Source organism: Mesorhizobium sp. B2-4-17, from assembly GCF_006441275.1.
Taxonomy (GTDB): Bacteria; Pseudomonadota; Alphaproteobacteria; order Rhizobiales; family Rhizobiaceae; genus Mesorhizobium.
The window spans coordinates 1-11,707 of sequence record NZ_VFUX01000060.1; the positions used below are offsets into that span (position 1 = coordinate 1).

Annotated in this window: 15 protein-coding genes and 1 tRNA gene; 7 read left to right on the top strand and 9 right to left on the bottom strand. The window is 63.1% G+C overall.

Annotated features, from left to right (window positions below; all coding sequences use genetic code 11):
- Window positions 1-127 precede the first annotated feature (127 nt).
- Together FJ548_RS30795 and FJ548_RS29210 are read right to left on the bottom strand one after the other, a co-directional pair.
- Entirely contained in the window at window positions 128-262 is a 135-nt protein-coding gene (locus FJ548_RS30795; RefSeq protein ID WP_281407119.1) for a hypothetical protein, read from the bottom strand.
- An 88-nt stretch (window positions 263-350) separates the two neighbouring features.
- On the bottom strand, window positions 351-647 hold the full coding sequence (locus FJ548_RS29210; RefSeq protein WP_140613193.1) for a hypothetical protein: 297 nt from the start codon (window positions 645-647) through the stop codon (window positions 351-353).
- Window positions 648-1,337: 690 nt separating this feature from the next.
- Between FJ548_RS29210 and FJ548_RS29215 the strand changes: the two genes are divergently transcribed.
- From FJ548_RS29215 to FJ548_RS29235, 5 genes are all read left to right on the top strand, one after another.
- Window positions 1,338-1,634 carry a hypothetical protein gene (locus FJ548_RS29215; protein ID WP_181165772.1) on the top strand — a complete coding sequence of 99 codons (297 nt, stop codon included), beginning with the start codon at window positions 1,338-1,340 and terminating at the stop codon, window positions 1,632-1,634.
- A gap of 37 nt (window positions 1,635-1,671) precedes the next feature.
- A tRNA-Gln gene (locus tag FJ548_RS29220) sits at window positions 1,672-1,745 on the top strand.
- Window positions 1,746-1,848: 103 nt separating this feature from the next.
- Window positions 1,849-2,055 carry a hypothetical protein gene (locus FJ548_RS29225; RefSeq protein ID WP_140613194.1) on the top strand — a complete coding sequence of 69 codons (207 nt, stop codon included), beginning with the start codon at window positions 1,849-1,851 and terminating at the stop codon, window positions 2,053-2,055.
- A gap of 165 nt (window positions 2,056-2,220) precedes the next feature.
- On the top strand, window positions 2,221-2,466 hold the full coding sequence (locus FJ548_RS29230) for a DUF982 domain-containing protein (protein ID WP_140613195.1): 246 nt from the start codon (window positions 2,221-2,223) through the stop codon (window positions 2,464-2,466).
- Between the two features lie 260 nt (window positions 2,467-2,726).
- On the top strand, window positions 2,727-2,894 hold the full coding sequence (locus FJ548_RS29235) for a DUF378 domain-containing protein (RefSeq protein ID WP_246678801.1): 168 nt from the start codon (window positions 2,727-2,729) through the stop codon (window positions 2,892-2,894).
- A 137-nt stretch (window positions 2,895-3,031) separates the two neighbouring features.
- On the opposite strand, the gene FJ548_RS29240 is transcribed toward FJ548_RS29235, so the two are convergent.
- On the bottom strand, window positions 3,032-4,138 hold the full coding sequence (locus FJ548_RS29240; RefSeq protein ID WP_181168945.1) for a PAS domain S-box protein: 1,107 nt from the start codon (window positions 4,136-4,138) through the stop codon (window positions 3,032-3,034).
- A gap of 69 nt (window positions 4,139-4,207) precedes the next feature.
- Window positions 4,208-4,474 carry a hypothetical protein gene (locus FJ548_RS29245; RefSeq protein ID WP_140613197.1) on the bottom strand — a complete coding sequence of 89 codons (267 nt, stop codon included), beginning with the start codon at window positions 4,472-4,474 and terminating at the stop codon, window positions 4,208-4,210.
- Window positions 4,475-4,614: 140 nt separating this feature from the next.
- Between FJ548_RS29245 and FJ548_RS29250 the strand changes: the two genes are divergently transcribed.
- Window positions 4,615-5,052, top strand: a complete 438-nt coding sequence (locus tag FJ548_RS29250; protein ID WP_246678800.1) for a hypothetical protein — start codon at window positions 4,615-4,617, stop codon at window positions 5,050-5,052.
- A 177-nt stretch (window positions 5,053-5,229) separates the two neighbouring features.
- Here FJ548_RS29250 and FJ548_RS29255 read toward each other — a convergent pair whose 3' ends face one another.
- The 4 genes from FJ548_RS29255 to FJ548_RS29275 all read right to left on the bottom strand — a co-directional run bounded on the left by FJ548_RS29255 (window position 5,230) and on the right by FJ548_RS29275 (window position 9,173).
- A complete protein-coding gene (locus FJ548_RS29255) occupies window positions 5,230-6,309 on the bottom strand; it encodes a D-alanine--D-alanine ligase family protein (protein WP_140779721.1) in 1,080 nt (359 codons plus the stop codon).
- A 15-nt stretch (window positions 6,310-6,324) separates the two neighbouring features.
- Complete coding sequence (locus tag FJ548_RS29260) at window positions 6,325-6,942, bottom strand: C39 family peptidase (RefSeq protein ID WP_140779722.1); 618 nt, start codon at window positions 6,940-6,942, stop codon at window positions 6,325-6,327.
- A gap of 108 nt (window positions 6,943-7,050) precedes the next feature.
- The gene (locus tag FJ548_RS29265) at window positions 7,051-8,220 is read right to left on the bottom strand and encodes a PLP-dependent aminotransferase family protein (RefSeq protein ID WP_181168946.1); all 1,170 of its coding nucleotides are present in this window, start codon (window positions 8,218-8,220) and stop codon (window positions 7,051-7,053) included.
- 455 nt (window positions 8,221-8,675) lie between these two features.
- On the bottom strand, window positions 8,676-9,173 hold the full coding sequence (locus FJ548_RS29275; RefSeq protein ID WP_246671638.1) for a hypothetical protein: 498 nt from the start codon (window positions 9,171-9,173) through the stop codon (window positions 8,676-8,678).
- Between the two features lie 151 nt (window positions 9,174-9,324).
- On the opposite strand from FJ548_RS29275, the gene FJ548_RS29280 reads away from it, so the two are divergent.
- Complete coding sequence (locus FJ548_RS29280) at window positions 9,325-9,888, top strand: DUF922 domain-containing Zn-dependent protease (protein WP_140779723.1); 564 nt, start codon at window positions 9,325-9,327, stop codon at window positions 9,886-9,888.
- Window positions 9,889-9,932: 44 nt separating this feature from the next.
- Here the strand turns inward: FJ548_RS29280 and FJ548_RS29285 are convergent, their stop codons facing one another.
- Window positions 9,933-11,465, bottom strand: a complete 1,533-nt coding sequence (locus tag FJ548_RS29285) for an acid phosphatase (RefSeq protein ID WP_140613204.1) — start codon at window positions 11,463-11,465, stop codon at window positions 9,933-9,935.
- Window positions 11,466-11,707 lie beyond the last annotated feature (242 nt).

The following is an 11,707-nucleotide window of genomic DNA, read 5'->3' on the forward strand; positions in this document are numbered from 1 at the left end:
TCAGGGGCGGGTCGCTTCAACATGACCCAGTGAATCAAAAACCCCCGGCAAATGCCAGGGGTTTGTCAGCAGTCTGAGAAAGGCAGGCGAATTCCCGCCTGCCTTTCTGTTGCCGAACCGCTCCTGATTATGGGGTAGGCAGATCGCCGCTCACGATCGGATGGGAAGTCTCGAACCCGAAACTCTTCGGCGCCATCAGCATCAAGGCGATCACGATGGCGATGGAAGCAAGAAACGTGGCGGTGATGACAATATCTCTCACGATCCGTTCCTTTCAAATCCAATTGTCAAAAAGAAACGTTTGGCATTGTACGAGGTTCCTCCGCCCAGCAATGCAGACGAATTGGCTTTTACTTCTGGGGCGGCTGCGCCGGCACTTCGCCCGGCTTGATGATCGGTGTATTGCCTTCGTCAGGCGCCGGCGCGGCCATGCCCTGGTCGCCGGTGGGCGGCGGCTTCAGCACGCCGCCGCAATCATTGAGCTTTTCGGTCAAATTGCCGCCGCCAAGCGGCTGTTTGCCGCCTTGATCCGTCTGTGCACGGCACTTGTCGGTCTGTTTCGCCTGGCTGTCGGTATTCGGCTGCGTCTGTGCCGCCGCCGGCACTGCCAGCGCCAATATCAGGGACGCGATGGCGAGAGGTTTCATCCCGGCCTCCTTTTCTTGCGCGGCCGCCCACGGCGGCCTTCCCTTCGCAGGAACAACGTCCGTCGGCCGAAAAGGTTGGCCACTTCCCTCCCGCCAGCTGGAAGCGTCGCTGGCGCCGGCAAGGCCGTCAGCCGATCCGGACAACGCGGCCGTCACGTTGACTGAAGGCATGCTTGGCCCTACTCGCCGACCGCGTCCGCAACAGCGTGCCGGGAACCCGAGGCCAAGGCATCATGCCCATGCGGCCCAGTCTGACCTGATATGATAGTCTGACCTGATATGGTGCAAGTTTTCGCAACGGGCCAATGGCCGGGTCAGCAAGATCTTACCGCGTCATCCTCGGACGTCGCGGCAGGCGGATCGGCCCTTTGCGGGCATTCCTCGTAGCGGTGGTCGCGACCGCCGCAGAAGGAACAGCACATAGCTTCGCGGCCTTCATTTCCGGGCCGCCATTGGGGTGTTTCGTAAGGCTTCCTGTCATCCATGCCCAGCAATGCGCGAGGCATGATTTGGTTGCGCGGGAGCCCCGCCATGCGCAACGCACAGCCTGTCGCGGAACTGGCGGACAGATAATGGGTTTTATGCGACAATGCATGTCCGCTCGGGCAACTCCCGGAAGGTGTGAAGCGGTCTTGCGCCCGCAGTTGCCTCGAGAGCCCGACACCGCGTCAAGAACCAAGAGAAACCGCCATGTCCGCTCGCGTTCGAATCCTGTTGATGACCCTGGTCCCCATGCTCGCGGCGACCAATCTGGCCGAGTCCCGGCCCGACAGCCGCGGCATGAGCTGCACCGAGATCCGCGCCATGATCCAGAGCCATCGCGCCGTGGTGCTGACCACTGGTCCGAACACCTATGACCGCTATGTCAGGCAGTTCGGCAATGAATGCGACTGGCCGGAAGTGCCGATGTCGGCCTATATCCCGTCCCGCGACGGGCATTGCCCGGTCTATCACTGCGAAGAGCCGGTCAACAACTTCCCGAATTGACGCTCCGCCGCGCCGGCGTCATAACCGTTCTCGCTTCTCCCGCTTCGTCTAATGGTAGGACAGCGCCCTTTGAAGGCGTGAATCGTGGTTCGAGCCCATGAGCGGGAACCAGCCTTCCTCAAGGCAGCCCCGGTTTTTGAACCGCCCCCTCCTGAAACCATTTTGATGGACCCGGCGTTGACGATCGGGGGCATGGCCAGACAGGAGACATTCCATGACCGTCAACTGCCGTATATCCATCGACAACCGGCCGGACGCCACCAACGCCATTTTCCAGGCGGTGCCGCGGATTGGAGAAAGCGTTTCCTTGTCGGTCGACGGAAGTCCCCAGGACCTGCGGGTCTCGCGCGTCGTGCACGTCCCCGACGGCAAACTGGAAGCTGCCGCGATCATCGTCGAGGTGACGACCAACATCCTTTGAAGCATTCCAGGAAAAGCGTGAAACGGTTTTGCGACCGCAATTGCGTCAAACAGGCCTTGAGCCATGCCACGGCGGATGCTCCCTGGCCTCACGCTAGAGTGATTGCAGACATGAAACCAGCTGCCGCGGTATGCGTTCTAAGCCCGCAACCTTGTCGAGGTTCCAATGCAAACCGCGTGGTTTTCCAAGCCCGTGGTGGTTTCGGTCGGCGTCACCGGGGCCACCCGCAACCTGTCCAATACACAGCAGGCCATCGAATTGCTGACGACACATTGGCGCGACGCCGGTAGCCCGAAGCATCAGTCGGCACTGCGCGCCTGCCGCCGCGCGACAAGTGGCGACGTCTCTCCCGATACTGCCAGGGAGGCTTTCGTCGAGGCCGCGCGCGAGGCGCATATCCTGGTTGAGTGAGTTGCCCGCCGCTCGTCCTGGCGCCGAGGCGGGCTGTTGGAACGCCTTTCGAATGGCCCGCTCCCACGCCGCCGGCCTGGTTTCGCGAGGCACCCGCGGATCGTCGCCATCGTTCACAATGTCGTGACCAATGGAACCGCCTGAAACCACAGGCGTTTTTTTCGCAGACGTTTGTCAGGCAACATCAGGAGGCGTCTATGCGTGTCATGAACCTCGTCACTCTCGCCCTCATAATCCTTGGCGGCCTCAACTGGCTGGTCATGGGTTTGACGGGCCATGACGTGATCGGCATGGTTTTCGGGGGAGCTACCCTGGCTCGCCTGGCCTATGTAATCATCGGCCTTGCCGCCATATGGCAGTTGATGCCGGGTTTCCAGAGCTTCACGGTTGGAGAAGTTGATGCCGAAAGGCATCTCCATCATCCGTGACCGGTAAGGTGGGGCGGTGGGAAGCCCGCCGCCCCACCCGTATGAGGCCGCTCAAGCGGCACTGAACAAAACCGTGATTGCCCCGTCGCGACCGACACGGCTCCCAACGGCCAGACCCGCGTCAACCGGGACGCTCTTCAGGGGCCGAAGCCCGCCGCGGCGTCGTTGTCGGCCTCGGAGCCGACTTGCGGCACGATGATCGAGGTCAGCGGCGCGTTGAGACGCCAACTGAGATGACCGGGCAACCGCTCCAGGACAGCGGAGCCGCCGAGTGACTGCGGCGCCACCCGCTGCAGCACGACCGTGCCGAAACCCTTGCGCGCGGTCTCGTCGCGCCTGGTTCCTGGGCGGGGCTTGGATGTCTCCTCCCACAACAGCTGGAATTCCCGTTCGCCCGAAGCACGCGAACCCTGCCCCCCCGAGCCGATCGTCCAGGTGATCTCGACCCGCCCGTCTTCGGTGCCAAGCGCGCCGTATTTGGACGAATTCGTGCCAAGCTCATGGAACGCCATGCCTAGAGTCTGCACCGCGTTCGACTGCAGCGTCAGAACCGGGCCGGAGAGCGTTATCTGTTCCTCGCGGCCGAAAGGCTTCAAATGTTCCTGGATCAAGTCGAAGAGGCTGGCGCCCGCCCATTCCGAGGTGACAAGCAGGTCATGTGAGCGCGACAGCGCCATGATACGGGCACGGATCAGTTCCTCGAACTCACGCGGATCGCTCGAACGCTTGCTCGTCTCCCTTACCATCGACAGGATGACGGCGAACTGGTTCTTGACGCGATGGTTGACCTCGCGCATCAGCAGCCTGATCCGGCGCTCGCTCTCCTTGGCGGCGGAAATGTCGCGCGCGATCTTCGAGGCGCCGACGATCTCGCCACGCGCGTTCTTGATCGGCGACACGGTCAGCGAGACGGCGATGAGCACGCCATCCTTGCGCCGTCGCGTCGTCTCATAGCTTGCCACCTGTCCGCCATTGCGAATCCGGGAGATAATCTCGGTCTCCTCGCTCTTGAGGTGATCGGGGATGAGCATGAGGATCGATTGGCCGACCGCTTCCTCGGCGCTGTAGCCGAACATGCGCTCGGCCGCCGAATTCCAGCTGGTGATGATGCTGTTGAGATCCTTGCTGATGATGGCGTCGAACGAGGAATCGACAATGGCCGCGAGACGCGCATCGGCGGTCGCGTCCTGCCTCTCATCGTCCATAATGCCGGTTACCGCCGCCACGATTTCGCTCATTGCCATGAGGTAGCGCGAAAACGGATCAAGGCAATCGCTCCCCGTGCAGTTGGCGCATGTCAGCCGAAGCGCCCCTCACTCCGACGACCGATCGGCCGCTTTACCGGGCTGATCGGTTACCTTGCCGTTCCCGCTGTCGGGCATGAGAACGCCGAATTCCTGTGACTTGACGCCATGCTCCGCCGTCAGGAAGCCTTCGGAGGCAAGACCGCGCCGCAGCAACTCCCTGACCGCCGCCGAACGGCTCGGCATGCGCTTTTCGAAGCGCCAGTTTTCCAGGGCCGCCAGTTCGTCCGCGGTGAGCATGATCTGCAATCGTTCCGGGCGTTCCAGTTCAGCCATTGCGCGTTTCCTCGCTCAGGTCTAAAAATACGCTTAGTTAGTATTTATCTCATTCGGCTCATAGTTAGGATTGCTCCCATCATGCGTCAAGTCCTGCCAATGGGTGAACAGCGCAACCCGCGCATGATGGGGATCAGACGTTGGTTGCACGTTTGCATGAATGTGCTAACTGGCTGATTTCTTTGCACATTTTCAAATTTCCACTTGTCAGGGGCCGGCCATGGGTGCATGCTCCCACCAAAATAGAAACCGATCGCCTGTGGGAGGCTTCGATGCGGTACAACTTCTCCATGCGCCTGCGCGATGACGTCAATTCGGCCGTCCGGACGGCATTTCACAGGGGCATCGTCAACATCACGGCGGTGGCCGAGCAGATCAGGGTTAGGAACCTTATGGAAAACGTCGCCCTTGAGGATATCGAATATCTGGTCCTGCAGGCCGCCCAACTGTTTGGCGCGCCGATAGAATTCGACGCTCAAAGCAATGGATTGGCTTTGCCTGGAAATGGTTTCGCCGAGGATGGTGGCGAGGGCGCGATGGTCCCGCCCGATCTTCATCAACATGTCTCGATGCAATAGTCCGGCGAATGCCAAACCGGGCGGCGGGTCAAGGCGCTGGGCAAATGGACACCGCCACTGCCGGCCTGCCACTTCTATTGCCCAGCCGGCGGCACGCCTCGCCGGCCTTCAAACTGCTTCGATGCCTTGCGCTACCAGCCATGACCGGGAGGACATGCTCCCGAACGGGATCGACCGTCAGCGCGTCGCATACCTGGCCAGCGCGTGCTCGATCAGCACGTCGATGATCTGGCTGTAGCCGATGCCCGTCGCCGCCAGCGCCTTGGCGTACATCGAAATGTCGGTGAAGCCGGGAAGCGTGTTGACCTCGTTGACCAGCAGCGAACCGTCGGCGCGCAGGAAGAAGTCGACGCGCGCCATGGCCTCGCACCCAAGCGCCCGGAAAGCCCGCGTGGCCATGTCCCTCGCCCGGTCGGCAATCGCGGCCGGCACATCGGCGGGCACCTTGACCACGGCGCCGTCGGCGTCGAGATATTTGGCCTCATAGGTATAGAAGCCATGCTTCCCGGCCGGGATGATCTCGCCGGGCAGCGACACGGTGAGCGAGCCGTCGGCCCGCTCCAGCACCGAACACTCGATCTCGCGCCCTTCGACGAACTCCTCGACCACCACCTTGCCGTCGTAGCGGAAAGCCGTTTCGACGGCGTCGTCGAAACCATCCCTGTCATTCACCTTGCTCACCCCGAAGGAGGAGCCCTGGCGCGCCGGCTTGGCGAAGAACGGCAGTCCAAGCATCCCGGCGATTTCCTGGAACGAACCGACGTCGTTTCGATGCACGGTGACGGAGCGGGCAACGGCAAGCCCCGCCTCGCGCATCAGCCGCTTGGCGACATCCTTGTCCATGGCGGCGGCCGAGGCGAGGATGCCGCAGCCGACATAGGCGACATCGGCAACCTCGGCGTAGCCCTGCACCGAGCCGTCCTCACCGAACGGACCGTGCAGCACAGGAAAGACGACATCGACCGGCAGCAGTTCAGGCTGGGCGCCGCCTTTCGACACCACCACCAGCCGGCCCTTGCCGCCGGGCAGCAGCGCGACCTCGGCGCCATCCTCCGACAGCGGAGCCCCTGCCCCGTCGCCGCCAGCCTCGGTCGATGGTTGCAGCAGCCATTTGCCCTCCCTGGAAATGGCGATCGGCACCACCTCGTAGCGCGTCCGGTCGATCGCCTTCAGCACATTGGCGGCCGATAGGCGGGAGACGTCATGCTCGGCCGAGCGCCCGCCATAGAGGATGGCAACCCTGATCTTGTCCTTCATGGAAATCCCTCGAAATCAAATGGCGACGGCAATGCCGCGATTGGCAAAGAAGCGGTCGAAATCGGATGGCGCCAACACTGCGTTTGCCTGTGTGGCGCTGGTATGGCCGGACGGGTTGTGGAAGCAAAAAACCTGATCGGATGCCGAAGTGACCAGCACCAGGTGACCGCCCTTGGATGGCGGCTCGCGCTCGGGCCAGCGGATCGAGCTGCTGACCGAGGCGATGAAAAAGCGCGACCGGGCGAGGATCGCCGGAATGTCCGCTGTCGCGACACCGGTCACCACCTCGGCGTCGAGGCCGAACTCCGCCTTCACGAAAGTGACGAAAGGCGCGTAGATCAGCCCCTTGATCGATCCTTCGTTGACGACATAGCCGCCATATCCAGTGCATTGCCTGGCAAGTTCGACCGTCGGCACGATCTCGCCGCGCGTCGCCAGGATCATCTTGAGACACGCCATGCCGCAGATGTTGGCGGCCCACAGAGCGTATTCGTCGAGCGTTTCAGCACCCGAACCCCGCCACAACGGATCCCGCCGCAGCGCGATGTCGGCCCCTTCGGCGAGCACGGCCAGTGTCTTGTCGGGCGTCTCCCATTGGCTGAAAAACGGTACGGCTTCAGGCAATGGTTTCATGCGGCTCCTCGGGTGCGGCCCAATCCAATCTCGTATACGAGATACGAAGAAAAAAGGCGGCAGCATCAAGGGCACGCATAACGGCCCTGGACCTCTGGCGCGGCGGGATTACCCTTTCAGCAGCGCCGCCAACCTTGGAATGCCCTCGGTCACCGCGCGGCGGTCGGCGAGCGTGAACGACAGCCGCAGCGTGTTGCGGCCGCTGCCGTCGGCATAAAAGGCGTTGCCGGGCACGAAGGCGACGCGTGCCTCCTTCACCGACCGCGCCAGCAACTCGGTGGCGTCGGACCCTTCCGGCAGCGTCACCCAGACGAACATGCCGCCTTCCGGGCGGCTCCAGGTCACGCCGTCGGGCATGTTGGCCTCGAGCGCGGCAAGCAGGCCGTCGCGGCGCTCGCGATAGGCGCCGATCAGCTTTTCCACCTGACCGTCGAACACGGATTCGGCAACGCGGTGCATGACAAGCTGGTTGATCGACGGGCTGTGCAGGTCCGACGCCTGCTTCATCAGCACCAGCTTCTCCACCACATGGCGCGGCGCGCACACCCAGCCGACGCGCATGCCCGGCGACAGGATCTTCGAGAACGAGCCGCAATAGAGCGTGCGCGCCTTGTCGATGCCGCCGGACCTGATGCAGTCGAGCGCCAGGATCGGCGGCACGCCCTCCCCGTCATAGCGCAACGCGCGATAGGCGGCGTCCTCGATCACCGCGATGTCGAGTTCGCCTGCGAGGTCGAGCACTGCCTCGCGCTGCTTCCGGTCCAGCGTGTTGCCGGTCGGGTTGGCGAAGTCGGGCACCAGATAGGCGAACTTGACCTTGCCGCCATTCGCAGCCGCCGCCGCGCGGTAGGCATCGGGCGTCATGTTGCCGCCTTCCGGCCGCAACCGGTCATAACGCGGCTCGTAGGCGTTGAAGGCCTGCAGCGCACCGAGATAGGTCGGCCATGTCACCAGCGCGGTGTCGCCCGGCGACAGGAACAGCTTGCCGAGATAATCCAGCGCCTGCTGCGAGCCGGAGGTGATGAAGATGTTGGCTTCGTCGCAGGCGACGCCGAGCTTGCCCATCTGCCCTGCGAGCCAGCGCCGCAGCGGCAGATAGCCTTCCGAGACCTGGTACTGCAGCGCCGCCCCCGCTTCCGCGCCGCCGAGCACTTCGGCATAGGCGTCGCGGATGGCATTGGCCGGAAACAGCGACGGATCGGGAATGCCGCCGGCGAAGGAGATGATATCAGGCTGGTCGAGCAGCTTCAGCAGCTCGCGGATTTCGGAAGCCTTCATGCGCGAGGAGCGCGAAGCCAACAGGTTCAAAAGGGTCAAGACACGCCTCCCCGGACGCTTCGGATATAGGTCAACTTAGCTGACCTATATCCCTTCTTGCCGGCAAATTGAATAGAGCCTGAAAGAATTCCCGCATACGCCAGCCGCTGACGCAGGTCGGAGGCTTGCGCCTTGCGGAACTGGATGTCGGTCATGGTGGATGAGATACGGCCAGGGGGCGGCAACGGCAAGCGGAGAGGTTGGAGATCAAGGGTAAAGGCTTGCGCCGCCCCTCATCTGCCTGCCGGCATCTTCTCCCCGTATAGTGACGGGGAGAAGGACGCTCTCGCCGCTGATTTCGCCAATTATCAACGCTGCGGAAAGGACGCCGGCGTCGCGGCCGGCGCCTTTCTCCCCGTCACTATACAGGGAGAAATGTCCGGCAGGACAATGAGGGGCGGCGCAACCCTTCAGCCTCAATCCACATCATTCGCCGGCCTGGCCTTGCCGCACTGCGCCAGCACCTTGCCGATGGCCCCGCTCGAACCCTTCAGCGGAAAGCTGTTGGCGCCATATTTGGCTGAACTGACCGAGACGTCCCCCTTCGACTGCAAAAGGTCGAGCAGCGGATCGGTCTTGGCCAGGTCCGCCACGAAATAATTGTACATCGCTTCGAGCTGCAGCGTCTTCGTCACCGTCTTGCCGTCGGCCTTGAAATCGAAGGCACCGCTGATGCCGGGCTCCAGTTGCTGGCCGCTGGCGCCCAGGTCGTAGCTCAGCACAGGATTGTCGAAGCAGGTCAGCATCAGGCGCGCATCGCCTTTCGGCCCGCCGCACGCCGAGGCGGTCAGCACGCTGCCGCCCTCGTCTTCCTCCATCTTCGCGCTCCAGCCGCTGCACGGCGCGGCAAGAACCGGCTGCGCGGCCTGCAATATGGTCATGGCACAAACGAAGAAGAGATATCCCGCTTTCATGACTTCCCCCTTACACATTTGCAGCACCCGCCGGCAGCATATAGGAAAAGCGGTCCGGCGACATTGCCCTGTTCGGCAAGCCGTCCGGGCCGATTTGGAGAGAGTGGTGCCGAGAAACCGTGTTCGTCTGCGTCTTGGGCCGGTCGCGCTTATGGCTTGGCCCCTGGCAGCCGCAGCCGCCGCGGCCGGCTGGAAGCCGGTCGAGACGGTGGAGACCTATGCCATATCGGGCCAGTCGGGGCTGGAGCTCTACCGGTCGATCGGCGAGAACGGGCCGAATGTCGGCATTGCCCACGCCATCGCCCACACCAATTTCAAGCTGACCTGGACCAGGGACTATCAGGCGCGTGGCGCGGTCTGCGTGCTGGTGTCGGCCAAGCCGAAGCTGATCATCACCTACACCTTGCCCAGTCCCACCGCGCCGCTGCCATCAGCCGTCCAGAAGAACTGGGAGGTTTTCCTCGCCGGCGTCAGTGCCCATGAGAAAGTGCATGGCGCCAGCATTGTCGACATGGTGCGCAAGATCGAGGCGGCGACCGTCGGCCTCACGGTCCCGAATGATCCCCAATGCAGCAAGATCCGCACGGAAATGACCAAGCGCCTGTCCGAACTCTCGCAGGCGCAGCGGCAGTCCAGCCGCGATTTCGACCGCGTCGAACTCGGTCAGGGCGGCAACCTGCAGAAGCTCATTCTGGCCTTGGTCAATGGCGGCTGAGAGGGGCCTTCGCGACGCGATGGCCCCTTTTGCCTCGGCCGCCTCTACCGGTTCAGGTCAAGTGCCGCGCTCAGATCCCCCATCGGCGGCTCGCCATTCACGGCAAGCGCCTTGTCACGGGCGACGATGCCGGAGAGCACCGGCAGGTCGTAGCGCGCCGTGATGAAGCGCAGGATCGATGTCGTGTCGTACTGCGTGTGGTCGACCGTGCCCATTTTCGCATAGGGCGAGATGATGAAGGCCGGGACGCGGTTGCCTGGGCCCCAGCGATCGGCCTTGGGCGGCGCGACATGATCCCAGAAGCCGCCATTCTCGTCATAGGTGATGACCACCAGCATGTGGCTCCATTGCGGGCTCTTCTCCAGATGCGAAACGAGATCGGCAAGGTGCTGGTCGCCGCTGGTGACATCGGTGTAGCCGCCATGCTCGTTGAGGTTGCCCTGCGGCTTGTAGAAGGCGACAGCCGGAAGCTTGCCCTCGTCGATCACCTTGATGAACTCGGAGCCCCCCATGCCACCATCCTTGAGGTGTTCGGTCCGCGCAGCGGTGCCGGGCGCGTAGGCCGTGAAATAGTTGAACGGCTGATGGTGGAACTGGAAATTCGGCACCGGCGTCGCGTTCTTGCCGTCGAGCGTGGCCTGCCAGGCACCGGCATACCAGGCCCAGTCGATGCCTTTCAGCGACAGGAGGTCGCCGATGGTGATGTCGTGCTGCGGCGGCAGCGTGCTCGGCTGCGCCGGGTCGGCAAGCGCCTTGTCGCCGCCTTCGACCGGCTTGTTGGCGCTCGGCTGATAGGGCGGCTGCATGGTGTTGACGGCGTAGAAATCCGGCGTGATGGCGCCGTCATTGACGAATTTAGGCGCCCCGCCAAGCGCCGAGGCCGGTGAGTTGTCGGCGACCTTCAGCGTCTTGCCATCGGCCTCGACGACGGCGATCTGCCCCTTTACCGGGCTGGTGTCGGCATGCGGATAGACCGGCGCACAGGCGCAGGCGAGTTGGAAGTGGTTTAGGAAGGAGCCGCCGAACGCGCCTTGGAAGAAATTGTCGGCCAGCACATATTTTTTCGCCACCGACCACATCGGCAGGCCGGAGCCGTCATAGTGACCCATCACCAGGCCACCGGAATCGGCCCAGGCGGCGAACTTGTCGTTCTTTCCGCCATCGATCTGCATCTGCTCCTGATAGAAGCGGTGCCAGAGGTCGCGGGTGATGACCGCCATATTCTCGTTGAAGCCCTTGGGGTCGTCGATCGAGAAGACTGCATTCGCGAGATGCGCGGTCTGGGCCTCGGTCATCGCCGGCGTCACGCCCTTGCCGGTCAGCCCGCCCCAGGCCGGCGGCAGTTCGGCAAGCGGCTTGCCGTCGCGATCGAGCTGGCGCGCCTGGTCGGCCGAGACGTTGGCGAGCCCATCGGCGCCGGGAAAGCCGCCATAAAGATTATCGAAGCTGCGGTTCTCGGCATAGATGACGACGACTGTGTCGATCTTGTCGTAACCGGGAGGGGCGGCGTGGGCGGCGCCGGCGAACGATGCCAGCGCCGTGGAGGCGAGGCAGAGAGAAAGGAAGGATCGGGTCATGGGGAAGATGCCTCGTGGCTGGGAATGGCTGGAGGAACTTTTCGACGCTAGGACCGGCGCTTGTCAGCTTTGTGACAGGGCAAGGATGATGCAAGGAGCCACGAAGAAAGCTGGCGGGTCAGCGCCCCCTCTATTCTGCCGGACATTTTCCCACAGGGGCGCGGCAATCGCATGGAAAGCCGAGGCTTTCGCCCTACGAATACCCCCACCCCTAACCCCTCCCCACAAGGGCAGGGCTATCG

What these genes read in the sequence shown, in the direction of transcription:
- FJ548_RS29260 (WP_140779722.1), bottom strand. Translation starts at nt 6,942, where the DNA reads ATGAAACCATTGCCTGAAGCCGTACCGTTTTTCAGCCAATGGGAGACG.
- FJ548_RS29225 (WP_140613194.1), top strand. Translation starts at nt 1,849, where the DNA reads ATGACCGTCAACTGCCGTATATCCATCGACAACCGGCCGGACGCCACC.
- FJ548_RS29240 (WP_181168945.1), bottom strand. Translation starts at nt 4,138, where the DNA reads ATGGCAATGAGCGAAATCGTGGCGGCGGTAACCGGCATTATGGACGAT.
- FJ548_RS29285 (WP_140613204.1), bottom strand. Translation starts at nt 11,465, where the DNA reads ATGACCCGATCCTTCCTTTCTCTCTGCCTCGCCTCCACGGCGCTGGCA.
- FJ548_RS29255 (WP_140779721.1), bottom strand. Translation starts at nt 6,309, where the DNA reads ATGAAGGACAAGATCAGGGTTGCCATCCTCTATGGCGGGCGCTCGGCC.
- FJ548_RS29265 (WP_181168946.1), bottom strand. Translation starts at nt 8,220, where the DNA reads ATGAAGGCTTCCGAAATCCGCGAGCTGCTGAAGCTGCTCGACCAGCCT.
- FJ548_RS29215 (WP_181165772.1), top strand. Translation starts at nt 1,338, where the DNA reads ATGTCCGCTCGCGTTCGAATCCTGTTGATGACCCTGGTCCCCATGCTC.
- FJ548_RS29280 (WP_140779723.1), top strand. Translation starts at nt 9,325, where the DNA reads ATGGCTTGGCCCCTGGCAGCCGCAGCCGCCGCGGCCGGCTGGAAGCCG.
- FJ548_RS29245 (WP_140613197.1), bottom strand. Translation starts at nt 4,474, where the DNA reads ATGGCTGAACTGGAACGCCCGGAACGATTGCAGATCATGCTCACCGCG.
- FJ548_RS29235 (WP_246678801.1), top strand. Translation starts at nt 2,727, where the DNA reads ATGGGTTTGACGGGCCATGACGTGATCGGCATGGTTTTCGGGGGAGCT.
- FJ548_RS29210 (WP_140613193.1), bottom strand. Translation starts at nt 647, where the DNA reads ATGAAACCTCTCGCCATCGCGTCCCTGATATTGGCGCTGGCAGTGCCG.
- FJ548_RS29275 (WP_246671638.1), bottom strand. Translation starts at nt 9,173, where the DNA reads ATGAAAGCGGGATATCTCTTCTTCGTTTGTGCCATGACCATATTGCAG.
- FJ548_RS29230 (WP_140613195.1), top strand. Translation starts at nt 2,221, where the DNA reads ATGCAAACCGCGTGGTTTTCCAAGCCCGTGGTGGTTTCGGTCGGCGTC.